The sequence below is a fragment of the Escherichia sp. E2748 genome (assembly GCF_005781125.1).
In the GTDB taxonomy this organism is placed as follows: Bacteria; Pseudomonadota; Gammaproteobacteria; order Enterobacterales; family Enterobacteriaceae; genus Escherichia.
Window position 1 is genome coordinate 1 of sequence record NZ_VATP01000005.1, and the last position, 24654, is coordinate 24654.

Below are 24654 nucleotides of genomic sequence, written 5' to 3' on the forward strand. Positions count from 1 at the left end.
ACAAAACGCCTTTGTGGTAATACCTGACTGCAATATCTGGTCGATCTCGTCGCAGTAATCTACTCGATACGCCTTTGAGGCTGTTTACCAGACTGGATATCGCCAGCTTGGGTGGATAGTTAATTAACAAATGGACGTGATCTTGTTCGCCATCCATTTCAACCAGTTCAGCTTCAAAATCAGCACATACATTTGAAAAGTAAGTGCGTAGTTTTCCTGTCGCGTCATAGTCAAAAAACTGACGTCGGTATTTGGTGACAAAGACCAGGTGAACATGCATGGGAAAAACACAGTGCCTTCCGCGTCGGATATCGGTTTCTTTTTTCATAGACCAAAATATAATTTGACCGGTGAAACGACTACAGGCATTTAAATTCCAGTTAAGACCCGGTGGTCAACAGTAGCGTGAAATGAGGCGCTTCGCAGGCGCGTGTCGTTTCGTTTTCAATCGTGCTCTGGCGCTTCAGAATGAGAATCATGAGGCCGGTAATAAATACATCCCTTACGCGAAAATGGCTTCCTGGTTGGTTGAGTGGAAAAATGCCACTGAAACACAATGGCTTAAAGATGCTCCAGCACAGCCATTGCAACAGTCACTGAAAGACCTTGAGCGAGCCTACAAAAATTTCTTCCAGAAGCGTGCGGCTTTTCCCCGATTCAAAAAGCGGGGACAGAATGATGCATTCCGCTACCCACAGGGCGTTAAGCTCGATCAGGAAAACAGCCGTATTTTTCTGCCGAAACTTGGCTGGATGCGCTACCGGAACAGTCGTCAGGTCATGGGGGTTGTAAAAAATGTCACAGTCAGCCAGTCCTGCGGTAAGTGGTACATCAGTATTCAGACAGAAAGTGAAGTATCCACTCCGATTCACCCTTCAGTATCAATGGTCGGACTGGATGCTGGCGTGGCTAAACTTGCCACGCTGTCAGATGGCACAGTCTTTGAGCCTGTAAACAGTTTTCAGAAAAACCAGAAAAAGCTGGCGAGACTTCAGCGACAGTTAAGCCGCAAGGTCAAATTCAGCAACAACTGGCAGAAGCAGAAACGCAAAATACAGTGTCTGCATTCCCGTATCGTAAATATCCGCAGGGACTACCTTCACAAAGTCACAACGACAATCAGCAAAAACCACGCAATGATAGTCATTGAGGATTTGAAGGTCAGCAACATGTCAAAGTCAGCAGCGGGTACGGTCGGCCAGCCGGGGCGCAATGTCCGGGCAAAATCAGGTTTAAACCGTTCGATACTGGATCAGGGCTGGTATGAAATGCGCCGCCAGCTTGAGTACAAAGAGCTCTGGCGTGGCGGTCAGGTGCTTGCGGTTTCGCCAGCGTACACAAGCCAGCGTTGCGCGTGCTGTGGTCATACAGCGAAAGAAAATCGCCTGTCACAAAGTAAATTCAGATGCCAGGTATGTGGATATACAGCGAACGCAGATGTAAACGGCGCTCGTAACATTTTAGCGGCGGGGCGCGCCGTTCTTGCCTGTGGAGGGATGGTGCAGTCAGGCCGCCCGTTGAAGCAGGAACCCACCGAAATGATTCAGGCGACAGGCTGAACGTAGCAGGGATCCTCGTCATTCAGGGCGTGGAGGATGTCAAGGCGAGGAATTATTGATCAGTGCACTGACCGGGCTGTCGAAGTGTGATTTCATGGCCTGAGTCGCCGTTTCGACATCTCTGGCACACACCGCGTCGCAGATTTTCTGGTGTAGTGTGATGATGTGATTGCCATACTCTTTTTGATCGCTTTGGGCGTTTAACCCCTCCTGGATGGATTGCCGCAACTGCTGATGTAATGCCTGCAATAACATCATAAAAAGCGGATTTTTTGAGGCAACGGCGAGTAACTGATGGAAGCGGATATCATGGGTGATAAAGCTTTCAACATCATCGAACTGTTCGCGGATTTTTGCCATTTCAGCCCGTAGGTTAGCAAAATCTTCCTCTTCGCCATTACGGGCAGCCGCTTCCACAACGCCCAACTCCAGCCAGCGGCGTACTTGAAGAATTTGCTCTGTTGTCACTTGTTCGGTCGCCAGGGCAAATCCAAACACCACGCGCAGCACTTCATCATCAAATTTTTTGATTCGTGGCACTTTACCGCTGTGCGTTTCCAGAATCCCCAGGGCGGCAAGTGAACGATAGGCCTCACGCACAATACCCCGACTGACGCCCAATTTCTGAATCAACTGAACTTCACTGGGAACTGGCATCCCCGGTGTCAATTTTTGTTCGGCGATCAGATTAAGAATATGATTTTTGACCTGTGACGATAACGTTACGCTGGTCAATAACGCACTCTCACTCATTTTTACTCCTGTTGTACTTTTTCCTGGTCGGTAAAATCCAGAATACCGGGACTGTATCCTTCATATTTTCCTCCAGAACCCTTGATTATCAATAGACTACTGCGCCTGTGCGCCCGCCATACAGTGCGAATCAAAGACATATTGCGTCAAAGCGTGGCGAAGAAATAGTAAATCCCCAATTTTTTCGTGACGCCCATCGCAGTATTGTGCGCTTTTTCTCCTTACCCTGTAAACCTGTTAAACAGGCTTATAGGTAAATATGATGTGGAAGAGTGATAACGAACTTTTTGCGTTGATGAAAACCCGGCTATTTACCGCCGTGGTTGGCGATATTCTCGACACGCTGGGCTATATGCACCAGTTTGTTTCTCCGGCAATCAAGCCGCTGGAGGTGAATATGGTGGTGGCAGGCCGGGCAATGCCGGTGCTGGAGTCCGACGTTTACGAAACCAAATCGACGTCGGGTAAGACGGCGATCGGCGAAAAACCGTTTGGCATCATGTTTGAAGCGCTGGATGCCCTCAAAGAGAATGATGTTTACATCACTACGGGCAGCTCTCTGCGCTATGCGTTATGGGGCGGGTTGATGTCTACCCGTGCCATGCATCTGAAAGCAGCAGGTGCGGTACTTGATGGTTACGCCCGTGACTCTGCTGAAATTCTTGAACTTAAATTTCCCACCTTTTGTCATGGCACTTATGCACAGGATCAAGGTCCGCGCGGCAAAGTTATCGATTTCGGCGTACCCATCGAATTTCACGGTGTGCGGGTGAATCCGGGCGATATCGTGTTTGGCGATCGTGACGGATTACTGATTATTCCTCAGACCGTTGAGAAAGAAGTTATTACCCAGGCGTTGGAAAAAGTGGCAACTGAAAGTGAAGTGCGCAAAGCCATCAGTGATGGCATGAGCACGGTACAGGCCTTTGAAACCTTCGGCGTAATGTAAGGAGAGCAACGAATGAAGGCATTAACCATTGAGCAGGGAAGTCAGGCGCGATTTGTTGATATCCCCGAACCGGTCTGCGGGAAAGGAGAAGTGCTTATCAATGTTGAGCGTGTTGGGCTGTGTGGCTCTGACCTCAATACCTGGCGGGGGCTGAATCCGCTGGTTAATTACCCCTGTATTCCGGGGCATGAAATTGGCGGCACGGTGCTGGCAACTGGCGATATGGCGGGGGCGATCAAGCCTGGTGACCGGGTGGTCGTTCTGCCTTGCACTGAGTGTGGCGTGTGCAGCTCCTGTCTGAGCGGTCGTCCTAACGCCTGTAAGAACAACCAGACTCTCGGTGTACAGCGTCAGGGTGGGATGGCGCAACAACTGACGATGCCTGCACATAAAGTCATTGTCTGTAATGCCTTAAGTGTTGATGAGTTAGCGCTGGTAGAACCGTTGGCGGTGGGACTACATGCAGCCAGACGTGCGCAAATTAATGTCGGTGAATGGGTCGCAGTTATCGGTTGTGGGGTAATTGGCCTTGGCGCTATCGCTGCGGCATCCGCGATGGGCGCGCGCGTAATTGCTATCGATATTGATGATCGCAAGCAGAACATTGCCCAGGAGTGCGGCGCGCAACGTTTTCTTAATTCGCAGCAATGTGACGTGGCGGCAGAACTGGCGCTGTTAAATGACGGTCGCGGCCCGGAAGTGGTGATTGAAGCGGTGGGTAATCAACAAACCATTGAACAGGCTACAGGGCTGGTGGCGTTTAGCGGTCGTGTGGTTTATGTCGGTTACGCCAAACAACCAGTGAGTTATCAGAGTGCGCAGTTCCTGATGAAAGAACTGGATATCCGTGGTTCGCGCAATGCCACCGTGGCGGATTTTCGTGCCGTGCTGGCATTGATGGAGTCCGGGCGTTATCCGGTCAGCAATCTGGTGAGTGCTCACTATCCGCTGGAACAGGCTGATCACGCTTTTAGCGACTGGGCAAGTGATCCCGGCGCGTATACCAAAATCCTCATTGACCTTTAAGGAGCGACACCATGAATGCTTTTTCTTTACATAACAAAACCGCGCTGATTACAGGGGCGGCCAGTGGACTGGGGCTGGCAATGGCCAAATGCATGATAGTCAGCGGGGCGAAGGTCATTATTGCTGACATGAACAGCGAGCTGGCAAAAGCTACTGCCGGAACATTGGGGTCGCAGGCCAGTTGGATACAAATGGATGTCGGCGATACCGCAGCCGCGCAGGAAAAAGTTGATGCGCTTATTAGCGAACACGGGGCTATCGATATCCTGGTCAATAACGCAGGCAATCACTGCAAAAAACCGATTGAAGAGATGAGTGTCAGTGATTTTGAGTCAGTGCTCGACGTTCACGTGGTCGGTGCATTTGCGTTAACCAAAGCCCTTGTGCCGCATATGAAACAACGCGGTCAAGGTTGTGTTCTGTTTACCGCCTCTATGACCTCATTTCTTGGGCAGCCTCTGGTTACTGGCTACAGCGCTGCGAAGTCAGCCTATCTCGGCATGATTCGCGGTATGACCACGGAGCTTGCCGGACACGGGATTCGCGTCAATGGCATTGCGCCTGGTTGGATCGATACACCAATGTTGCGTAAGGCCATTGAAGGCGATGACGAACGCCGTAACAAAATCCTTGGTCGTACACCGATGAAAAAATTCGGTAAGCCGGAAGATATCGGTTGGGCAGCGGTTTACCTGGCTTCAGACGCAGCGGCATTTGTCAGTGGTCAGGTGCTGGTGGTCGATGGCGGCGCATTGATCGGCTTCTGATGTACGGAGGAATTATGCGCAAACGTGCGTTAAAGCTACATGCCAAAGATAACTGTGTAGTCGCGCTGAATGACATCGCCAGTGGCGATATTGTCTGGTGGGATGAGGGGGAAATGGTGGCCTGTAGTTCCGTTACCCTGGGTCACAAACTGGCCTGCGAAGCGCTGAACAATGGTGATTCGATTCTGAAATATGGCGCCATTATCGGACATGCCACTCGTGATATTGCCATGGGTGAACATGTGCATTCCCATAATCTTGCCAGCAATGCCATCGCCATTTTTCATCATGATGATGCCGGCTATCAGCCAGAGGAAAAAGCATAATGGAAGGTTATGTACGGCAAAATGGCCGACCGGGTATTCGTAATACTGTGCAGGTAATCTTTATGGTGGAGTGTGCCAGCCACGTCGCTAAAAAGATTGCCGAGGGATTTCCTTGTCACGATGTGCAGTATTTTGGTTTTTCAGGTTGTTATCCCAGCGATTACGGCTATCGGCTGGTGAAAAATTTGGCGACGCATAGCAACGTTGGCGGCGTACTGATTATTTCGCTGGGATGCGAGAATTTCGATCGCCGTCGGCTGGAGCAAGAAGTTCGCGAAAGCGGGCGACCGTGTCATACGCTGGTGATTCAGGAAAATAAAGGTACGACCAACACCATTACTCAGGGTAAGCAGTTGGTCGCTGAAATGCTGGAACAGCTTGCGGATACACCGCGTTGTACTCTGAACTGGAGCGACCTGGTGGTTGGCACTATCTGCGGTGGTTCCGATGGCACCAGTGGTATCACGGGCAATCCGGCAGTAGGGCGTGCCTTTGACCAGTTGCTGGAGAAAGGGGCTACCTGCATTTTTGAAGAAAGCGGTGAGTTGCTTGGTTGTGAGCAACATATGATGTCGCGAGCGGGCAGTCCGCAGGCACGTGATGCCATCGAAGCGGCAATGACAAAAGCAGAGCGTTATTACAGTTTGATGGGGCTGGGGAGTTTTTCCAATGGTAATGCCGAAGGTGGCTTAACCACGCAGGAAGAAAAATCCCTCGGGGCATATACCAAATCGGGTGATGCGCATATTGCTGGTGTTATTTTACCGACACAACAAACACCTTTTCCCGGACTTTGGTTGATGGACGTTGTGCCTGATGGTGAGCCACGTTTTGGTTATCCGAATATTAATGACTCATCAGAAGCGCTGGAACTTATCGCCTCTGGCTGTCATATGGTGTTATTTACCACGGGGCGCGGTTCGGTTATTGGTTCTGTGATCGCACCGATTATTAAAGTGTGTAATAACCCGCAGACGTGGGAGCATTTATCTGACGATATGGACGTAAATGCCGGACGAGTTATTAGCGAAGGCGCAACGCTCGACGACATTGCGGACGATATTATGCAGGTGATTGAAAATGTCGCCAACGGTCAACATTGTGCCGCAGAACGACTGGAACATCAGGAGTTTGTTTTAACGTATAAAGCATTTGATTACAACAAAAACGCAGTCTGTCGGGCAGATCCCCGTTAATCAATAAAGCTCTCACAGGTAATAATAATGAAGAAATTACTGACGTCATTTTTATTTCTTTTCGCTATATTAAGTCCGATGCTGAATGCCGCACCGGTAACTATCAAAATCGCCTATGAAAGTAACCCTGGCGAACCCGCGGATACAGTAGTGAAGTACTGGGCAGATCTTGTGAAGAAAAAAAGCAATGGAGATATTGTTTTCGAGCTTTACCCAAGTTCACAGTTAGGTTCTAAACAAGATATTACAGAGCAAGCGTTGATGGGGATGAATATTATCACCATCAGTGATGTTGGTTTTTTAACTGACTATGATGCAGACCTGGGAATATTATTTGGGCCTTATTTAACCGACGATCCGCAGAAACTGTTTGCGATTTATGCCAGCGACTGGTTTAAACAGAAAGAACAAAAGCTGCGGGAAAAAGGTGTGCATATTGTCATGAGCAACTATCTGTACGGTACCCGGCAGATCATTGCTAAAAAACCAATTCGTACACCGGAAGACCTGAAAGGAATGAAGATTCGCGTACCGAATAACGTCATGCAGATTAAGGCCATTGAAGCAATGGGCGCAACGCCAACGCCGATGCCGCTGGGAGACGTTTATCCGGCGCTGACTCAGGGAATGATCGATGGTGTGGAAAACCCGGTTTCTGTTCTGTATGGGCAAAAACTGCATGAGCAGGCGAAATATCTGTCAATGGTGAACTATCTGACCAACACATCATTATGGTTGGGTGGAGAAGCGTTTTTCAGTACCCTGACACCTGCGCAGTTAGATATTATTCACCAGACAGCGTATGAAGCTGGTTTATATAGCCAGAAAATTACCACCGAGCAGGACGCGGCAATGTTGAAAACCATGCAGGAGCAGGGCGTGGAAATCATCTATCCTGACGTGGCTCCTTTCAAAGAAAAAGCCTTAAAAGTGTACCAACAATTCCCGGAATGGACCCCGGGGTTATATGACACTATTCAGCAACAGCTGAAATAACTTCATGGCACAAGGACAGGTCGGTGTTTCGGCACCGACCGTTAAGAGCAGAGGTGTGTATGCGTCTTTTAGGGAAAGTAATTGAAGTTGCCGCAGTATTAACGCTCTTTTTATTAGTGATAATAACCATTGGCGCGGTAATCATGCGCTACGTATTTAATATGCCATTACAATGGACAGAAGAAATCTCCGGTTTATTAATGGTTTGGGTGGTGATGTTCGGTGCCGTTGTTGCTGAAAGAGATAATACTCATTTATCGATTCCATTTTTAGCTGATGCACTTACACCTCGCTGGCAACGCGTATTAACCTTATTTGTCTCTCTGATATCTATTATTTTGCTGGTTGTTATGGCCTGGTCTGCATGGAAATTAGCTGCCGGGACAGCATTTAAAACAACACAAATATTAAAAATATCCTGGTTCTGGATCGATATTGCCGTCACGGTTGGCGCTATTGGTATTGCCTGTTTTACCGCCTTACACCTGATCAAGAAAACACCCAACAAGGAAGGTGAATAATGACTGCATTGAGTGAATTACTGGCGGGAAGTTGGCTGGATAACTGGCTGATGATCATTCCGCTGATGTTCATCTGTTTATTTATTAATATGCCGGTATGGCTGGCGATGTTTTGCGGCATTCTGACCTACTTCCTTTGCTATTCAAACGTACCGTTAATGGTGGCAATTCAGCGTTTGATTGCCACGACGCAAACTCCTTCGCTGTTAGCTATTCCGTTTTTTATCTTATTAGGTACGCTAATGAGCTATACCGGTATTGCCGCGCGTATTTTGCAAATTGCCAACGTGTTGGTTGGTAGAATGCGCGGTGGCCTGGGCGGGGCTAACATTCTGGTGAGTACCATGATGGGCGGCGTCAGTGCTTCTAACCTGGCGGATGCTGCGATGTTGTCGCGCATGATGGTGCCGGAAATGGAACAGAAAGGTTATTCCCGTGGCTTTGCCGCTGCGATAACTGCCAGCGGCTCGCTGATCACGCCTATTATCCCACCGGGTATTGCACTGATCCTTTACGGACTGGTGGCGGATGTCTCCATCGGTTCCATGTTTATGGCCGGGATCCTTCCGGGACTGCTGTGCGCCGCGATGTTGATTGTCACCGTCTGGCTGGTGGCTATTCGTCGCGATTTAAAGCCTTCCAGTGAACACTGGCCAAAACCGAAAGAAGTGTCGGTGGCTCTGGTGCAGGCCTGGCCAGCACTGTTTTTAATCGTTGCGGTTATCGGCGGCATTCGGGCAAATATCTTCACGCCAACGGAAGCCGGAGCCGTAGCAGTATTATTGGTGATGTTTATTGGTTTTGTCATTTATCGCGAACTGAAAATCAGCCATGTATTTACTGCGCTCTCTGAGACGGCGCGTTCCACGGCGTCAGTCATGTTAATCATTATGGCGAGTGCCGCGCTGGGCTGGATATTTTCCCTTGAGCGGGCCGGTATAACAGTTGCGGAGTTTGTGACCTCTCTGACCGATAATAAATACGTCTTTTTATTGATTATTAATCTATTGCTGCTGGTGCTTGGCATGTTCCTTGAAGGCAGCGCCATCCTGCTGATATTAGTGCCGTTGCTCAAACCTGTGGTGGCGCATTTTGGCATTGATCCGGTGCATTTTGGCATCATCATGATCCTCAACTTATCGTTAGGAACGTTATCACCGCCTGTCGGAACGGTGATGCTGCTGGTGTGTAATACCGTACAGGTTTCAGTCGGACAATTTATGCGAGAAGCGGTGCCACTACTGATAAGTCTGATTTTACTTCTGTTGGTCATTACCTATATTCCGATAATATCTTTGCTGCTGGTTTAAACAATAAATGTAATACCCTTTTATTGAGTATGACCCCCGTGATTTTTTCGGGGGTATTTTACCCATAGGCTTTTGCACTATTTTCTTTCTATGGTTAACCGATGGGGTGTTTTTTAAAATAATTTAGAGTATATGCTGGTTAGAAAACGTTCTGACCAGAAGGCCAGAACGTTGATAACAATATAACGACAGTGATACACACAACGTTCTATCCGCGTGAATAGAATTTAGTTGTAGTTAATTTTGAACAGCACCACGGTATCAAAGGGGCCGGGCTCAATGGGGGTGCCGCTTATAGATGACAGTTCTGCCGTATAGGCTTTTTCATAGACCAGCATGTCGCTGGTAAAGTCGGCGTATTCAGAATATTTATTGAATGTATAGGGTGAAGAATTTTCATCCAGCACACGTAGCCGCAATCCATTCCCCACGAGCAGCGCCTGATCGCCTTCCACCAATGTTTCTTCGGTATAAAACGAAGAACTGACTTTGAAGCCATCGGTGCATTCACCATTTTGGGTTTTGGTCGTTTTGATGGAGAACGTTTTTGTCATATTGTGACGGCGAATATCCAGCACGTTAAATTTACCAAAATCGATGACCTGATTATCGGGGGTAATGGCGAAGTCGACACCGCAGTCAAGAACGCGAATATTTTCCAGCCCATAGATGTGATATTTCAGGTTTTTGGCCGAGGGATCTTCGTTGACGCCGCCAGCGCCATCAAATTGTACGATAGTGTAATCGCTAAGGGTGCTTTGGTAATCGTGCGGCGGCATTTCGCGTAGTTTGACGTACAGTCGCATACGTGCCATAAATGTTCGCGATTTACGGATATTTGCAGGATCACCAGAACAAATTTTATTTTGCCATCCCATTGCGATTATTTGCTCTGGCGTATACATGTCAATTTTTTTACTGTCGATGCATTGGTTAGTATCGATACGGCTTTTTCCGAGGCTGGCGTCATAATCAGCGCCGTTATAGGTTACACCGAGTTGATAGTAGCGATCCTGCATACCGGGGTAGGGGTTTACCCATGCATAAACGTGCTCACTTTCGAAATCACCGTTAGTATTGTTATCACAATAGACGGGGATTTTAATATCATCGGATTCCCAGATTTTATCTCCCGTTTTGGCGTTAGCCGGGACGGCGAATGGCATAATCGTTTCTGCTTTTTCCACCGAGCCGCCTGAGGCGCCAAAATAACAGTCCAGCGCCAACGCGTTTTTTAAGGGCAGAAATAACAAACAGGCAATGAGTAACAGTCCTTTACTTATACTCATTGTTTATCCTCCACCACGCGCTGCATTTTGCATGGCCCCTGACAGTTGAGCGTCGTCATACGCAACGCGCCATAGTCATCCATATAACCAAGATAAAACTGGTTGCCGTTATAGTTACCCGTACTGGCGATTGCCGAAGTAAAAGGCGCTATGAGCGTACTTTTAAAGCCGGGCAGAATGCCTTTTTTATCGCGGCCAAGATAGGCGATGGTCAGGTAATAAGGGGTCGGGTTTTTCAGGGTAAGTTGATTATTCTGCTGGCTGACCTGTAACTGTAATTCCACATGCTCGCCCGATTTTTTGCGTAATCCGGCGGGCCGCCAGAACAACTTTATACGGCTCTGGATAGCAACTTGAAGAATGGCATGACCGGTTGCTTTTTCCGGAGCGGGGGGGATCTCGCGCAGATTATAGTAAAACAGCGACTCACGATCGGTCGGCAATTGGCTGGTTGAAGATTGCTTGACGATACGCGCCTGCGAGGTCGCTTTCGCTTCCAGACGTTGGATTGGCGGCAAGGCTACGAGGAAATCATCGCTTTTATCCCCTTTGTCATTTTCTATCCATGAGTATGCGAGATAGGGAAGTTTATCGCTGCGATTTTCTATCCGCAGGCTGGTCGCTTTATCTTTGGCGTTAAACACGATGCGAGTGCGATCGGGCTGTAACGCAGCATGGCTGCATAAGCTCACGATCAGCAGAATAAGGGGCATTCCTTTAAAAATTGTCATTGTCTTTTCCTTAATTAATGACAGGGGAGAATCAGACGTTTACTCATATCTTCCAGGTGCTGAGGAAGCTGAATTAAACAACGCTGTTTATCACCCCAAAGTATTGTGAATCGCTGACTTTCACCCACACCACTTAACCAGGCGTGGCCATCTTCCCCCACCATTCCGACGCTGATTCCGCTTCCTTCTTGCCGGATATCAGCGCCGAGTGGTGGGAAATGACCGCTGGAGTCGCGGATGATGACGTTGACATCTTTTCCAGAACGTGAAGCCAGCGCTTTATAGCCGATCGCACCTTCCGTCCAGGTTTCTTTGACCACGTTTTCGGATACCGTGACGCCGTCGGGCAAGTCGTTCATATTGACCGCGACAGTCGAGGGTTGGTAACTGGAGACAAACGGTACGACCGCAATGCCAAAACGGTTGGTGTAGTCGAGATTACCCTGAATCGGAATGTCGGCTACACCGTCTGTACTAACCATAAGACGAGGTTCGTTGGTGGAGCTACGGCGATGAAACGCAGCGCCATAGCGTGTAGCAGTAAAGGAGCCACTCCAGCTGGTACTGGCAGAGCTGTAATCATTAGCGGCATACGTGCCAGACAGATCCCACTCGCCCGCAGAACTAAGATGCTGATAATTGCCGCTAACCTGTGCGCCATTGTCAGGGCGGTCAGATTGCAGGCCGGTCGATATTCCCCAACTGTTACGGTCATCCAGGGTATCGTTCCACGACATGCGGTGCGAGGTACTATTTTTACTGTCCTGCATGTCATAACCAATGCGGCCACCGTCACCAATAGGCAATGAAATGGACAGGTAAATCTGGTTATCACGAGCTTTGTCTTCGTAATGTGTGGTGTTAAATGAGGTTGAGACGGAAATATCTTTCCAGTCACCGATATCAACGTTAAAGCCAGCGGTAATATTGGCGGTTGTGGAGGACTCCGCATTCCACCAGGTTTGACGCAACACGTTGATGTACAGGTTGAGATTCAGCGGCGTAATGGGTTGCCCGGCGGAAAGGCTGATTGTCCTTTTTTCATCCTGAGCATCAGCGTCATTGTATTTATGATCGATATAATTGGCGTAGCTATGGAAATGGCGGTCGGAGAAACGATATGCCGCTATCGAAAGAAGACTGTCGGTGGCATCTATCCGTTTACTGTAGTTGAAGCGATAACTGTAACCTTTCTCGTCCGGTTGATTATCAAAACGACTTTTAGCCCAGGTGACGTCGAAGGAGAGCGCCCCCAGCCACAGCATATTTTGCCCTATACCCAGCGCGCCAGAATGATAATCGTCCCCGGCGAGAATCAACCCGCCATACAGTGAAGTATTGGAGAGCACCCCCCAGGAAGCTTCATTACTTAAAAACGTTTCGTTTTCAGTATGATGAGACAAAGAAGGGCGCGGACGACCCGCTGCAAGTTTATAACGCACCTGCCCCTGGCGGGTCAGAAAAGGCGTTGATGCTGCGGATACCTGGAAATTATTAACCCGGCCATCTTCCTCCGTCACTTTAACATCCAGTGTGCCTTGAACTGACTGATTCAGGTCATCAATGATAAACGGGCCAGGTGGGACTTTTTTCTGATAAATGACGCGTCCGGTATGGCTTATGGTGACGGTAGCGTTAGTTTGCGCCACGCCGCTAATTTGCGGTGCATATCCGCGTAATTCCCAGGGAAGCATTCGGTCATCGCTGGTCAGGGAGGCGCCGGTATACGAAAAACCGTCAAAAATATTGGAACTGAGATCGGTTTCGCCAAGCGTTAATCTGGAGCCTATTTGTGGTAGCGGGCGAAACAGATAGGTTCGGGAAATGGCCCCGGATTGATCATGTACATCACCATTATCGGACTGGTTGAGCTGGTAATCGCTACGCAACCGCCATGCTCCGGCGTTAATACCCGTTGTACCGTAAGCATTCAGATTGGTATTACTGCTCCCTTCCTGCGGGCGATAAGTACTGGCAAACAGGTTGTAGTCCAGCAGGACACCCGAAACTCCGGCATCCCATGTTTCAGGCGGCGCCCAGTTGTCTGAATGCCATGCCAGCCAGGCTTGTGGAATCGAGATATTAAGTTGTTGGTTGGTCTGATCAAACGTAAAGACGATTTCCGGCAGGCCGCTAAAATCAAAACACTGATTAACCTGCGGCAATGTCTGGCGGATTTTTTCTTTAAGGCCAAATTTACTCAACAGGGAATCATTGATACAAGGAATTGTTTTGTCGTTGGCTTTTTGCCAGTGAATAGATTGCCCACTGCTGATTTGAATATTATTAACAACGACGCTAACAAAATAATCACCGGGGACGATAGCGCCTTTTTCATTGAGCAGAGAAATATCAACGCTATCGCGCATCGATTTATCAAGGACGTTAAGGTTAAACTCCACTGCCAATGCAGAGGGGATAGCCATTGTCAGGCAGGATAAAACAGAAACTCGGTAAATATTCACGGCATCCATACCTGATAAATATTTGAAGAAAGGCGGCTAACTTGCCGCCGTAATACGTCGCTGTCATATGTATAGATTAATCAATGACGACGCGGTGATTATTTATAATCCAGCACATAGGTCGCGTTGGCAGTGACTTCACCCGCCGTCACGGGAGTGCCGTTATCAATCTGCTCCATCCAGGCGAAGAAGTTTAGTGTTTGTTCTGTGGCTGTTGGTTCCAGCCCAATATCTGGACTTTCTGAACCCAGAGTGATGTTGGACTGGTCTTTGTTCATTAAGCGCACGCCAACACCAGTGGCTTCACCAGCGCTGGTGTTACTGAGCATTGGTGAGGCTCCCGTGGTTTTCGCCGAACTGTCAAAGGTTACTGAGACTTTTGATACTACGGAACCAGAACCGTTATCGGAATTTGGCAGGTCACAGTTAACTAAATGAATATCGACAGGCGTTAATGCACTGTGATGATCCTGGTTGATGCGGGTCTTGGTCACCTCACCAAGATTTACTTGTTTATCAATGTCTTCTTGCTTAATTTCACAAGGCGCTTCAATAACTTCACCTTTAAAGTGAATTTCACCAGAGCCTTCATTTGCAGCATAAACAGGGGCTGAAATTAACAGAGATACGGCCAGCGCCGCCAGTGTTTTTTGTCCTTTAAACATAACGGAGTCCTTTAAGGAAATAGAAAAAGTATAGCGGTACCAGAATAACTTACTTGAATATCAAATGTTTTTAGTTTTACTTAAAAACATTGTTAACTGTATTAAACACAAGGCCAATTAATTGATGTGGTGAATTAATTGCTTAATGAAAAGGATGCAGGTTTATTAGAGATTCCCCTCATTTTCATGAGGTTAAAAATGTTGCTATCTGGAGGGTGTAATAAAAAATCATCAGGCTGATCACAAAATGAGCAGTGTTATTTTTTTACAATATCTATGTTGGTCCGATAATGGATTTTATCTTTACAATTTTTTGTGTTTAGGCAAATAAAAATAACCCGCCATAGAAAAGACGGGTTAGAAGGATTTACTGTCATGCAATCAATGGTTAACGCTTGATGTCGCTTTTAAAGTCGCGTTTTTCGTAACCAGTGTAAAGCTGACGCGGACGGGCAATCTTCATGCCGTCACTATGCATTTCGCTCCAGTGAGCGATCCAGCCAACGGTACGGGCCATGGCGAAGATGACGGTGAACATGGAAGACGGAATGCCCATCGCTTTCAGGATGATACCAGAGTAGAAATCGACGTTCGGGTACAGTTTCTTCTCGATAAAGTACGGGTCGTTCAGCGCGATGTTTTCCAGCTCCATGGCCACTTCCAGCAGGTCATCTTTGGTACCCAGCTCTTTCAGCACTTCATGGCAGGTTTCACGCATTACAGTCGCGCGCGGGTCGTAGTTTTTGTACACACGGTGACCGAAGCCCATCAGACGGAAAGAGTCATTTTTGTCTTTCGCACGACGAACAAATTCCGGAATGTGTTTAACCGAGCTGATTTCTTCCAGCATTTTCAGTGCAGCCTCGTTGGCGCCGCCGTGTGCTGGTCCCCACAGAGAAGCAATACCTGCCGCGATACAGGCAAACGGGTTTGCGCCCGAAGAACCTGCGGTACGTACGGTAGAAGTAGAGGCGTTTTGTTCGTGGTCAGCGTGCAGGATCAGAATACGGTCCATCGCGCGTTCCAGAATCGGATTGACTTCATACGGTTCGCACGGCGTGGAGAACATCATGTGCAGGAAGTTTCCAGCGTAGGAGAGGTCATTACGCGGGTAAACAAACGGCTGCCCGATGGAATATTTGTAGCACATTGCTGCCATGGTCGGCATTTTCGACAACAGGCGGAACGCGGCGATTTCACGATGGCGCGGGTTATTGACGTCCAGAGAGTCATGATAAAACGCCGCCAGCGCACCAGTAATACCGCACATTACCGCCATCGGATGCGAGTCGCGACGGAAAGCGTGGAACAGACGGGTAATCTGCTCGTGGATCATGGTATGACGGGTCACCGTCGTTTTGAATTCGTCATACTGTTCCTGGGTTGGTTTTTCACCATTCAACAGGATGTAGCAAACTTCCAGGTAGTTAGAATCGGTTGCCAGCTGATCGATCGGGAAGCCACGATGCAGCAAAATACCTTCATCACCATCAATAAAAGTAATTTTAGATTCGCAGGATGCTGTTGAAGTGAAACCAGGGTCAAAGGTGAATACGCCTTTTGAACCAAGCGTACGGATATCGATAACATCTTGACCTAGCGTGCCTTTCAGCACATCCAGTTCAACAGCTGTGTTCCCATTGAGGGTGAGTTTTGCTTTTGTATCAGCCATTTAAGGTCTCCTTAGCGCCTTATTGCATAAGACTGCCGGAACTTAAATTTGCCTTCGCACATCAACCTGGCTTTACCCGTTTGTTATTTGGCTCGCCGCTCTGTGGAAGAGAGGAAACCTGGGTACAGAGCTCTGGGCGCTTGCAGGTAAAGAATTCATTGATGACGAATAAACGGCGAATCAAGCACTTAGCAATCCGAATTATTAAACCTGTCTATCACTAATAACTGTCTCGAATGGATTGGTCAATACTTCTACACTGTTACATAAGTTAATCTTCGGTGAAATAGTGACCCCATAACTTTTACGCATTATATGCTTTTCCTGGTAATGTTTGTAACAACTTTGTTGAATGATTGTCAAATGTGATGGTTAAAAATTAAATAAATGTTGTTATCGTGACCCAGATCACTGTTCCGGATAAAACCAGACAAACTATATGTAGGTTAATTGTAATGATTTTGTGAACAGCCTATACTGCCGCCAGGTCTCCGGAACACCCTGCAATCCCGAGCCACCCAGCGTTGTAACGTGTCGTTTTCGCATCTGGAAGCAGTGTTTTGCATGACGCGCAGTTATAGAAAGGACGCTGTCTGACCCGCAAGCAGACCGGAGGAAGGAAATCCCGACGTCTCCAGGTAACAGAAAGTTATCCTCTGTACCCGTAGTCCCCAGGGAATAATAAGAACAGCATGTGGGCGTTATTCATGATAAGAAATGTGAAAAAACAAAGACCTGTTAATCTGGACCTACAGACCATCCGGTTCCCCATCACGGCGATAGCGTCCATTCTTCATCGCGTTTCCGGTGTGATTACGTTTGTTGCAGTGGGCATCCTGCTGTGGCTTCTGGGTACCAGCCTCTCTTCCCCTGAAGGTTTCGAGCAAGCTTCCGCCATTATGGGCAGCTTCTTCGTGAAATTTATCATGTGGGGCATCCTTACCGCTCTGGCATATCACGTCGTCGTAGGTATTCGCCACATGATGATGGATTTTGGCTATCTGGAAGAAACATTCGAAGCGGGTAAACGCTCTGCCAAAATCTCCTTTGTCATTACTGTCGTGCTTTCAATTCTTGCAGGAGTCCTCGTATGGTAAGCAACGCCTCCGCATTAGGACGCAATGGCGTACATGATTTCATCCTCGTTCGCGCTACTGCTATCGTCCTGACGCTTTACATCATTTATATGGTCGGTTTTTTTGCTATCAGTGGCGAACTGACATATGACGTCTGGATTGGTTTCTTTGCCTCTGCGTTCACTAAAGTCTTCACTCTGCTGGCACTGTTTTCCATTTTGATCCATGCCTGGATCGGCATGTGGCAGGTGTTGACCGACTACGTTAAACCGCTGGCCTTGCGCCTGATTCTGCAACTGGTGATTGTCGTTGCACTGGTGGTTTACGTGATTTATGGATTCGTTGTGGTGTGGGGTGTGTGATGAAATTGCCAGTCAGAGAATTTGATGCAGTTGTGATTGGTGCCGGAGGCGCAGGTATGCGCGCGGCGCTACAAATTTCCCAGAGCGGCCAGACCTGTGCGCTGCTCTCTAAAGTTTTCCCGACCCGTTCCCATACCGTGTCTGCGCAGGGCGGCATTACCGTTGCGCTGGGTAATACCCATGAAGATAACTGGGAATGGCATATGTACGACACCGTAAAAGGGTCGGACTATATCGGTGACCAGGACGCGATTGAATATATGTGTAAAACCGGGCCGGAAGCGATTCTGGAACTGGAACATATGGGCCTACCGTTCTCGCGCCTTGATGATGGTCGTATCTATCAACGTCCGTTTGGCGGTCAGTCGAAAAACTTCGGCGGCGAGCAGGCGGCACGTACTGCGGCGGCTGCCGACCGTACTGGTCACGCATTGCTGCACACACTTTATCAGCAGAACCTGAAAAACCACACCACTATTTTCTCCGAATGGTATGCGCTGGATCTGGTGAAAAACGCCGATGGCGCGGTGGTTGGTTGTACCGCACTGTGTATCGAAACTGGTGAAGTGGTTTACTTTAAAGCTCGCGCTACCGTGCTGGCGACTGGCGGGGCAGGGCGTATTTATCAGTCCACCACTAACGCCCACATTAACACTGGCGACGGTGTCGGCATGGCTATCCGTGCAGGCGTACCGGTGCAGGATATGGAAATGTGGCAGTTCCACCCGACAGGTATTGCAGGTGCGGGCGTACTGGTAACCGAAGGTTGCCGTGGTGAAGGCGGTTATCTGCTGAACAAACATGGCGAACGCTTTATGGAGCGTTATGCGCCGAACGCCAAAGACCTGGCGGGCCGTGACGTGGTGGCGCGTTCCATCATGATCGAAATTCGTGAAGGTCGCGGCTGTGATGGTCCGTGGGGGCCACACGCAAAACTGAAACTCGACCACCTGGGTAAAGAAGTTCTTGAATCCCGTCTGCCGGGTATCCTTGAACTCTCCCGCACCTTCGCTCACGTTGATCCAGTGAAAGAGCCGATTCCGGTAATCCCAACCTGTCACTACATGATGGGCGGTATTCCGACTAAAGTGACCGGTCAGGCGCTGACCGTGAACGAGAAAGGCGAAGATGTGGTGATCCCAGGGCTGTTCGCGGTAGGTGAAATTGCCTGCGTATCCGTACACGGCGCAAACCGTCTGGGCGGCAACTCGCTGCTGGACCTGGTGGTATTTGGTCGTGCGGCGGGTCTGCATCTGCAAGAGTCTATTGCCGAGCAGGGCGCACTGCGCGATGCCAGCGAGTCTGATGTAGAAGCTTCTCTCAATCGCCTGAACCGCTGGAATAACAACCGTAACGGTGAAGATCCGGTGGCGATTCGTAAAGCGCTGCAAGAATGTATGCAGCATAACTTCTCGGTCTTCCGTGAAGGTGATGCGATGGCGAAAGGTCTTGAGCAGTTGAAAGTTATCCGCGAGCGTTTGAAAAATGCCCGCCTGGATGACACTTCCAGCGAGTTCAACACCCAGCGCGTTGAGTGCCTGGAACTGGATAACCTGATGGAAACGGCGTATGCAACGGCTGTTTCTGCCAACTTCCGTACCGAAAGCCGTGGCGCGCATAGCCGCTTCGACTTCCCGGATCGCGATGATGAAAACTGGCTGTGCCACTCCCTGTATCTGCCAGAGTCGGAATCCATGACGCGCCGAAGCGTCAACATGGAACCGAAACTGCGCCCGGCATTCCCGCCGAAGATTCGTACTTACTAATGCGGAGACAGGAAAATGAGACTCGAGTTTTCAATTTATCGCTATAACCCGGATGTTGATGATGCTCCGCGTATGCAGGATTACACCCTGGAAGCGGATGAAGGTCGCGACATGATGCTGCTGGATGCGCTTATCCAGTTGAAAGAGAAAGATCCCAGCCTGTCGTTCCGCCGCTCCTGCCGTGAAGGGGTATGTGGTTCCGACGGTCTGAACATGAACGGTAAGAATGGTCTGGCCTGTATTACCCCAATTTCGGCACTCAACCAGCCGGGTAAGAAAATTGTAATTCGCCCGTTACCTGGTTTACCGGTTGTCCGCGATTTGGTGGTAGACATGGGACAATTCTATGCGCAATATGAGAAAATCAAACCTTACCTGTTGAATAATGAGCAAAATCCGCCAGCTCGCGAGCATTTACAGATGCCAGAGCAGCGCGAAAAACTCGACGGGCTGTATGAATGTATTCTCTGCGCATGTTGTTCAACCTCTTGTCCGTCTTTCTGGTGGAATCCCGATAAGTTTATCGGCCCGGCAGGCTTGTTAGCGGCATATCGTTTCCTGATCGATAGCCGTGATACCGAGACTGACGAGCGCCTCGACGGTTTGAGTGATGCATTCAGTGTATTCCGCTGTCACAGCATCATGAACTGCGTCAGTGTATGTCCGAAAGGGCTGAACCCGACGCGCGCCATCGGCCATATCAAGTCGATGTTATTGCAGCGTAATGCATAAACCGTAGGCCTGATAAGACGCGCAAGCGTCGCATCAGGCAACCAGAGCCGGATGCGGCGTGAACGCCTTATCCGGCCTACAAGTCATTACCCGTAGACCTGATAAGCGCAGCGCATCAGGCGTAACAAAGAAAAGCAGGAAATCTTTAAAAACTGCCCCTGACACTAAGACAGTTTTTAAAGGTTCCTTAGCGGACGCAGAAAACACGACAAGTCCGCAACAAGTGAACCCCGGCACGCACATCTGATGTGAAATGTGCGTGGTAGTATCCACGGCGAAGTAAGCATAAAAAAGATGCTTAAGGGATCACGATGCAGAACAGCGCTTTGAAAGCCTGGTTGGACTCTTCTTACCTCTCTGGCGCAAACCAGAGCTGGATAGAACAGCTCTATGAAGACTTCTTAACCGATCCTGACTCGGTTGACGCTAACTGGCGTTCGACGTTCCAGCAGTTACCTGGTACGGGAGTCAAACCGGATCAATTCCACTCTCAAACGCGTGAATATTTCCGCCGCCTGGCGAAAGACGCTTCACGTTACTCTTCAACGATCTCCGACCCTGACACCAATGTGAAGCAGGTTAAAGTCCTGCAGCTCATTAACGCATACCGCTTCCGTGGTCACCAGCATGCGAATCTCGATCCGCTGGGACTGTGGCAGCAAGATAAAGTGGCCGATCTGGATCCTTCTTTCCACGATCTGACCGAAGCAGACTTCCAGGAGACCTTCAACGTCGGTTCATTTGCCAGCGGCAAAGAAACCATGAAACTTGGCGAACTGCTGGAAGCCCTCAAGCAAACCTACTGCGGCCCGATTGGTGCCGAGTATATGCACATTACCAGCACCGAAGAAAAACGCTGGATCCAACAGCGTATCGAGTCTGGTCGCGCGACTTTCAATAGCGAAGAGAAAAAACGCTTCTTAAGTGAACTGACCGCCGCTGAAGGTCTTGAACGTTACCTCGGCGCAAAATTCCCTGGCGCAAAACGCTTCTCGCTGGAAGGCGGTGACGCGTTAATCCCGATGCTTAAAGAGATGATCCGCCACGCTGGCAACAGCGGCACCCGCGAAGTGGTTCTCGGGATGGCGCACCGTGGTCGTCTGAACGTGCTGGTGAACGTGCTGGGTAAAAAACCGCAAGACTTGTTCGACGAGTTTGCCGGTAAACATAAAGAACACCTTGGCACAGGCGACGTGAAATACCACATGGGCTTCTCGTCTGACTTCCAGACCGATGGCGGCCTGGTGCACCTGGCGCTGGCGTTTAACCCGTCTCACCTTGAGATTGTAAGCCCGGTCGTTATCGGTTCTGTTCGTGCCCGTCTGGACAGGTTGGATGAGCCGAGCAGCAACAAAGTCCTGCCAATTACCATCCACGGTGACGCCGCAGTGACCGGACAGGGCGTAGTTCAGGAAACCCTGAACATGTCGAAAGCGCGTGGTTATGAAGTTGGCGGTACAGTACGTATCGTTATCAACAACCAGGTTGGCTTCACCACCTCTAACCCGCTGGATGCCCGTTCAACGCCGTACTGTACTGATATCGGTAAGATGGTTCAGGCACCGATTTTCCACGTTAACGCGGACGATCCGGAAGCCGTTGCCTTTGTGACCCGTCTGGCGCTCGATTTCCGTAACACCTTTAAACGTGATGTCTTCATCGACCTGGTGTGCTACCGCCGTCACGGCCACAACGAAGCCGACGAGCCGAGCGCAACCCAGCCGCTGATGTATCAGAAAATCAAAAAACATCCGACGCCGCGCAAAATCTACGCTGACAAGCTGGAGCAGGAAAAAGTGGCGACGCTGGAAGATGCCACCGAGATGGTTAACCTGTACCGCGATGCGCTGGATGCTGGCGATTGCGTAGTGGCAGAGTGGCGTCCGATGAACATGCACTCTTTCACCTGGTCGCCGTACCTCAACCACGAATGGGACGAAGAGTACCCGAACAAAGTTGATATGAAGCGCCTGCAGGAACTGGCTAAACGCATCAGTACGGTGCCGGAAGCGGTTGAAATGCAGTCTCGCGTTGCCAAGATTTATGGCGATCGCCAGGCGATGGCAGCTGGTGAGAAACTGTTCGACTGGGGCGGTGCGGAAAACCTCGCTTACGCCACGCTGGTTGATGAAGGCATTCCGGTTCGTCTGTCTGGTGAAGACTCCGGTCGCGGTACCTTCTTCCACCGCCACGCGGTGATCCATAACCAGTCTAACGGTTCCACTTACACGCCGCTGCAACATATCCATAACGGCCAGGGCGCGTTTCGTGTCTGGGACTCCGTACTGTCTGAAGAAGCCGTGCTGGCGTTTGAATATGGTTATGCCACCGCAGAACCACGCACTCTGACCATCTGGGAAGCGCAGTTCGGTGACTTCGCCAACGGCGCACAGGTGGTTATCGACCAGTTCATCTCCTCTGGCGAACAGAAATGGGGGCGGATGTGTGGTCTGGTGATGTTGCTGCCGCACGGTTACGAAGGGCAGGGGCCGGAGCACTCCTCCGCGCGTCTGGAACGTTATCTGCAACTTTGCGCTGAGCAAAACATGCAGGTGTGCGTACCGTCTACCCCGGCACAGGTTTACCACATGCTGCGTCGTCAGGCGCTGCGCGGGATGCGTCGTCCGCTGGTCGTGATGTCGCCGAAATCCCTGCTGCGTCATCCGCTGGCGGTTTCCAGCCTCGAAGAACTGGCGAACGGCACCTTCCTGCCAGCCATCGGTGAAATCGACGAGCTTGATCCGAAGGGCGTGAAGCGCGTAGTGATGTGTTCTGGTAAGGTTTATTACGACCTGCTGGAACAACGTCGTAAGAACAATCAACACGATGTCGCCATTGTGCGTATCGAGCAACTCTACCCGTTCCCGCATAAAGCGATGCAGGAAGTGTTGCAGCAGTTTGCTCACGTCAAGGATTTTGTCTGGTGCCAGGAAGAGCCGCTCAACCAGGGCGCATGGTACTGCAGCCAGCATCATTTCCGTGAAGTGATTCCGTTTGGGGCCTCTCTGCGTTATGCAGGCCGCCCGGCCTCCGCCTCTCCGGCGGTAGGGTATATGTCCGTTCACCAGAAACAGCAACAAGATCTGGTTAATGACGCGCTGAACGTCGAATAAATAAAGGATACACAATGAGTAGCGTAGATATTCTGGTCCCTGACCTGCCTGAATCCGTAGCCGATGCCACCGTCGCAACCTGGCATAAAAAACCCGGCGACGCAGTCGTACGTGATGAAGTGCTGGTAGAAATCGAAACTGACAAAGTGGTACTGGAAGTACCGGCATCAGCAGACGGCATTCTGGATGCGGTTCTGGAAGATGAAGGTACAACGGTAACGTCTCGTCAGATCCTTGGTCGCCTGCGTGAAGGCAACAGTGCTGGTAAAGAAACCAGCGCCAAATCTGAAGAGAAAGCGTCCACTCCGGCACAACGCCAACAGGCGTCTCTGGAAGAGCAAAACAACGATGCGTTAAGCCCGGCGATCCGTCGCCTGCTGGCTGAACACAATCTTGACGCCAGCGCCATTAAAGGCACCGGTGTGGGTGGTCGTCTGACCCGTGAAGATGTGGAAAAACATCTGGCGAAAGCCCCAGCGAAAGAGTCTGCTCCGGCAGCGGCTGCTCCGGCGGCGCAACCGGCCCTGGCTGCACGTAGCGAAAAACGTGTCCCGATGACTCGCCTGCGTAAGCGTGTGGCAGAGCGTCTGCTGGAAGCGAAAAACTCCACCGCTATGCTGACCACGTTCAACGAAGTCAACATGAAGCCGATTATGGATCTGCGTAAGCAGTACGGTGAAGCGTTTGAAAAACGCCACGGCATCCGTCTGGGCTTTATGTCCTTCTACGTGAAAGCGGTGGTTGAAGCCCTGAAACGTTATCCGGAAGTGAACGCGTCTATCGACGGCGATGATGTGGTTTACCACAACTATTTCGACGTCAGCATGGCGGTTTCTACGCCGCGCGGCCTGGTGACGCCGGTACTGCGTGATGTCGATACCCTCGGCATGGCAGACATCGAGAAGAAAATCAAAGAACTGGCCATTAAAGGCCGTGACGGCAAGCTGACGGTTGAAGATCTGACTGGTGGTAACTTCACCATCACCAACGGTGGTGTGTTCGGTTCCCTGATGTCTACGCCTATCATCAACCCGCCGCAGAGCGCAATTCTGGGTATGCACGCTATCAAAGATCGTCCGATGGCAGTGAATGGTCAGGTTGAGATCCTGCCGATGATGTACCTGGCGCTGTCCTACGATCACCGTCTGATCGATGGTCGCGAATCCGTGGGCTTCCTGGTAACGATCAAAGAGTTGCTGGAAGATCCGACGCGTCTGCTGCTGGACGTATAGTAGTTTAAGTTTCACCTGCACTGTAGACCGGATAAGACATTATCGCCTTCTCCGGCATTTGAAGCCTGATGCGACGCTTAACGCGTCTTATCAGGCCTACGGGACCACCTGGGTAGGTCGGATAAGGCGCTTGCGCCGCATCCGACAA

General features: G+C 49.9%; 23 protein-coding genes. 15 read left to right on the forward strand and 8 right to left on the reverse strand.

Annotated elements, in window-relative coordinates:
- A partial coding sequence (tnpA, locus tag FEK42_RS07780; RefSeq protein ID WP_138211801.1) for an IS200/IS605 family transposase occupies positions 1–343 on the reverse strand: 343 nt, incomplete at its 3' end.
- A gap of 67 nt (positions 344–410) precedes the next feature.
- On the opposite strand from tnpA, the gene FEK42_RS07785 reads away from it, so the two are divergent.
- On the forward strand, positions 411–1559 hold the full coding sequence (locus FEK42_RS07785; protein WP_240783158.1) for a transposase: 1149 nt from the start codon (positions 411–413) through the stop codon (positions 1557–1559).
- 39 nt (positions 1560–1598) lie between these two features.
- Here the strand turns inward: FEK42_RS07785 and FEK42_RS07790 are convergent, their stop codons facing one another.
- The gene (locus FEK42_RS07790) at positions 1599–2312 is read right to left on the reverse strand and encodes a FadR/GntR family transcriptional regulator (protein ID WP_130209844.1); all 714 of its coding nucleotides are present in this window, start codon (positions 2310–2312) and stop codon (positions 1599–1601) included.
- 259 nt (positions 2313–2571) lie between these two features.
- Between FEK42_RS07790 and FEK42_RS07795 the strand changes: the two genes are divergently transcribed.
- Genes FEK42_RS07795 through FEK42_RS07830 form a run of 8 tightly spaced genes read left to right on the forward strand, consistent with a single transcriptional unit; the run spans position 2572 to position 9403 of the window.
- Positions 2572–3261 carry an RraA family protein gene (locus FEK42_RS07795; RefSeq protein ID WP_240783092.1) on the forward strand — a complete coding sequence of 230 codons (690 nt, stop codon included), beginning with the start codon at positions 2572–2574 and terminating at the stop codon, positions 3259–3261.
- A 12-nt stretch (positions 3262–3273) separates the two neighbouring features.
- Entirely contained in the window at positions 3274–4287 is a 1014-nt protein-coding gene (locus FEK42_RS07800) for a zinc-binding alcohol dehydrogenase family protein (protein WP_000646084.1), read from the forward strand.
- Between the two features lie 11 nt (positions 4288–4298).
- Positions 4299–5054 (forward strand): SDR family NAD(P)-dependent oxidoreductase, encoded by a 756-nt coding sequence (locus FEK42_RS07805; protein ID WP_130259820.1) that lies wholly within the window; start codon positions 4299–4301, stop codon positions 5052–5054.
- 14 nt (positions 5055–5068) lie between these two features.
- On the forward strand, positions 5069–5380 hold the full coding sequence (locus FEK42_RS07810; protein ID WP_001361279.1) for a UxaA family hydrolase: 312 nt from the start codon (positions 5069–5071) through the stop codon (positions 5378–5380).
- Positions 5380–6576 (forward strand): UxaA family hydrolase, encoded by a 1197-nt coding sequence (locus FEK42_RS07815; RefSeq protein ID WP_130209848.1) that lies wholly within the window; start codon positions 5380–5382, stop codon positions 6574–6576. Before FEK42_RS07810 ends, FEK42_RS07815 begins: the two co-directional genes overlap by 1 nt.
- Positions 6577–6603: 27 nt before the next feature.
- Positions 6604–7572, forward strand: a complete 969-nt coding sequence (locus FEK42_RS07820; protein ID WP_130259817.1) for a C4-dicarboxylate TRAP transporter substrate-binding protein — start codon at positions 6604–6606, stop codon at positions 7570–7572.
- Between the two features lie 59 nt (positions 7573–7631).
- Complete coding sequence (locus FEK42_RS07825; protein WP_130209852.1) at positions 7632–8093, forward strand: TRAP transporter small permease; 462 nt, start codon at positions 7632–7634, stop codon at positions 8091–8093.
- Positions 8093–9403, forward strand: a complete 1311-nt coding sequence (locus FEK42_RS07830; RefSeq protein WP_130209854.1) for a TRAP transporter large permease — start codon at positions 8093–8095, stop codon at positions 9401–9403. The genes FEK42_RS07825 and FEK42_RS07830 overlap by 1 nt, the downstream gene beginning before the upstream one ends.
- 227 nt (positions 9404–9630) lie before the next feature.
- On the opposite strand, the gene FEK42_RS07835 is transcribed toward FEK42_RS07830, so the two are convergent.
- The 6 genes from FEK42_RS07835 to FEK42_RS07860 form a co-directional block, all read right to left on the reverse strand.
- Positions 9631–10692: a fimbrial protein gene (locus tag FEK42_RS07835; RefSeq protein WP_138211791.1), complete on the reverse strand. Its 1062-nt coding sequence runs from the start codon at positions 10690–10692 to the stop codon at positions 9631–9633.
- Entirely contained in the window at positions 10689–11423 is a 735-nt protein-coding gene (locus FEK42_RS07840; protein ID WP_130209858.1) for a molecular chaperone, read from the reverse strand. Before FEK42_RS07840 ends, FEK42_RS07835 begins: the two co-directional genes overlap by 4 nt.
- Positions 11424–11437: 14 nt before the next feature.
- Entirely contained in the window at positions 11438–13897 is a 2460-nt protein-coding gene (locus FEK42_RS07845; protein ID WP_167852514.1) for a fimbria/pilus outer membrane usher protein, read from the reverse strand.
- 89 nt (positions 13898–13986) lie between these two features.
- Positions 13987–14553 (reverse strand): fimbrial protein, encoded by a 567-nt coding sequence (locus tag FEK42_RS07850; protein WP_130209862.1) that lies wholly within the window; start codon positions 14551–14553, stop codon positions 13987–13989.
- A 388-nt stretch (positions 14554–14941) separates the two neighbouring features.
- Positions 14942–16225 (reverse strand): citrate synthase, encoded by a 1284-nt coding sequence (gene gltA / locus FEK42_RS07855; protein ID WP_064528891.1) that lies wholly within the window; start codon positions 16223–16225, stop codon positions 14942–14944.
- Between the two features lie 204 nt (positions 16226–16429).
- Positions 16430–16537 carry a hypothetical protein gene (locus FEK42_RS07860; protein ID WP_130209864.1) on the reverse strand — a complete coding sequence of 36 codons (108 nt, stop codon included), beginning with the start codon at positions 16535–16537 and terminating at the stop codon, positions 16430–16432.
- Between the two features lie 380 nt (positions 16538–16917).
- On the opposite strand from FEK42_RS07860, the gene sdhC reads away from it, so the two are divergent.
- From sdhC to odhB, 6 genes are all read left to right on the forward strand, one after another.
- A complete protein-coding gene (gene sdhC, locus FEK42_RS07865) occupies positions 16918–17322 on the forward strand; it encodes a succinate dehydrogenase cytochrome b556 subunit (RefSeq protein ID WP_165383175.1) in 405 nt (134 codons plus the stop codon).
- Positions 17316–17663, forward strand: a complete 348-nt coding sequence (sdhD, locus tag FEK42_RS07870) for a succinate dehydrogenase membrane anchor subunit (protein WP_130209866.1) — start codon at positions 17316–17318, stop codon at positions 17661–17663. Before sdhC ends, sdhD begins: the two co-directional genes overlap by 7 nt.
- A complete protein-coding gene (gene sdhA / locus FEK42_RS07875; RefSeq protein WP_131161663.1) occupies positions 17663–19429 on the forward strand; it encodes a succinate dehydrogenase flavoprotein subunit in 1767 nt (588 codons plus the stop codon). Before sdhD ends, sdhA begins: the two co-directional genes overlap by 1 nt.
- Positions 19430–19444: 15 nt before the next feature.
- Positions 19445–20161, forward strand: coding sequence for a succinate dehydrogenase iron-sulfur subunit SdhB (sdhB, locus tag FEK42_RS07880; protein WP_135492031.1), 717 nt, complete (start codon positions 19445–19447; stop codon positions 20159–20161).
- A gap of 311 nt (positions 20162–20472) precedes the next feature.
- Positions 20473–23274, forward strand: a complete 2802-nt coding sequence (gene sucA / locus FEK42_RS07885; protein ID WP_130259811.1) for a 2-oxoglutarate dehydrogenase E1 component — start codon at positions 20473–20475, stop codon at positions 23272–23274.
- A gap of 14 nt (positions 23275–23288) precedes the next feature.
- Entirely contained in the window at positions 23289–24506 is a 1218-nt protein-coding gene (gene odhB, locus FEK42_RS07890) for a 2-oxoglutarate dehydrogenase complex dihydrolipoyllysine-residue succinyltransferase (protein WP_000099822.1), read from the forward strand.
- Positions 24507–24654 lie beyond the last annotated feature (148 nt).

Excerpts from the sequence above, each read along its gene's own strand:
- FEK42_RS07810 (WP_001361279.1), top strand. The coding sequence starts at position 5,069 with ATGCGCAAACGTGCGTTAAAGCTACATGCCAAAGATAACTGTGTAGTC.
- FEK42_RS07805 (WP_130259820.1), top strand. The coding sequence starts at position 4,299 with ATGAATGCTTTTTCTTTACATAACAAAACCGCGCTGATTACAGGGGCG.
- odhB (WP_000099822.1), top strand. The coding sequence starts at position 23,289 with ATGAGTAGCGTAGATATTCTGGTCCCTGACCTGCCTGAATCCGTAGCC.
- FEK42_RS07830 (WP_130209854.1), top strand. The coding sequence starts at position 8,093 with ATGACTGCATTGAGTGAATTACTGGCGGGAAGTTGGCTGGATAACTGG.
- FEK42_RS07825 (WP_130209852.1), top strand. The coding sequence starts at position 7,632 with ATGCGTCTTTTAGGGAAAGTAATTGAAGTTGCCGCAGTATTAACGCTC.
- sdhB (WP_135492031.1), top strand. The coding sequence starts at position 19,445 with ATGAGACTCGAGTTTTCAATTTATCGCTATAACCCGGATGTTGATGAT.
- FEK42_RS07835 (WP_138211791.1), bottom strand. The coding sequence starts at position 10,692 with ATGAGTATAAGTAAAGGACTGTTACTCATTGCCTGTTTGTTATTTCTG.
- sdhA (WP_131161663.1), top strand. The coding sequence starts at position 17,663 with ATGAAATTGCCAGTCAGAGAATTTGATGCAGTTGTGATTGGTGCCGGA.
- FEK42_RS07845 (WP_167852514.1), bottom strand. The coding sequence starts at position 13,897 with ATGGATGCCGTGAATATTTACCGAGTTTCTGTTTTATCCTGCCTGACA.
- FEK42_RS07850 (WP_130209862.1), bottom strand. The coding sequence starts at position 14,553 with ATGTTTAAAGGACAAAAAACACTGGCGGCGCTGGCCGTATCTCTGTTA.
- sdhC (WP_165383175.1), top strand. The coding sequence starts at position 16,918 with ATGTGGGCGTTATTCATGATAAGAAATGTGAAAAAACAAAGACCTGTT.
- gltA (WP_064528891.1), bottom strand. The coding sequence starts at position 16,225 with ATGGCTGATACAAAAGCAAAACTCACCCTCAATGGGAACACAGCTGTT.
- FEK42_RS07785 (WP_240783158.1), top strand. The coding sequence starts at position 411 with ATGAGGCGCTTCGCAGGCGCGTGTCGTTTCGTTTTCAATCGTGCTCTG.
- FEK42_RS07860 (WP_130209864.1), bottom strand. The coding sequence starts at position 16,537 with ATGCGTAAAAGTTATGGGGTCACTATTTCACCGAAGATTAACTTATGT.
- FEK42_RS07840 (WP_130209858.1), bottom strand. The coding sequence starts at position 11,423 with ATGACAATTTTTAAAGGAATGCCCCTTATTCTGCTGATCGTGAGCTTA.
- FEK42_RS07800 (WP_000646084.1), top strand. The coding sequence starts at position 3,274 with ATGAAGGCATTAACCATTGAGCAGGGAAGTCAGGCGCGATTTGTTGAT.
- FEK42_RS07795 (WP_240783092.1), top strand. The coding sequence starts at position 2,572 with ATGATGTGGAAGAGTGATAACGAACTTTTTGCGTTGATGAAAACCCGG.
- FEK42_RS07820 (WP_130259817.1), top strand. The coding sequence starts at position 6,604 with ATGAAGAAATTACTGACGTCATTTTTATTTCTTTTCGCTATATTAAGT.
- sdhD (WP_130209866.1), top strand. The coding sequence starts at position 17,316 with ATGGTAAGCAACGCCTCCGCATTAGGACGCAATGGCGTACATGATTTC.
- FEK42_RS07790 (WP_130209844.1), bottom strand. The coding sequence starts at position 2,312 with ATGAGTGAGAGTGCGTTATTGACCAGCGTAACGTTATCGTCACAGGTC.
- sucA (WP_130259811.1), top strand. The coding sequence starts at position 20,473 with ATGCAGAACAGCGCTTTGAAAGCCTGGTTGGACTCTTCTTACCTCTCT.
- FEK42_RS07815 (WP_130209848.1), top strand. The coding sequence starts at position 5,380 with ATGGAAGGTTATGTACGGCAAAATGGCCGACCGGGTATTCGTAATACT.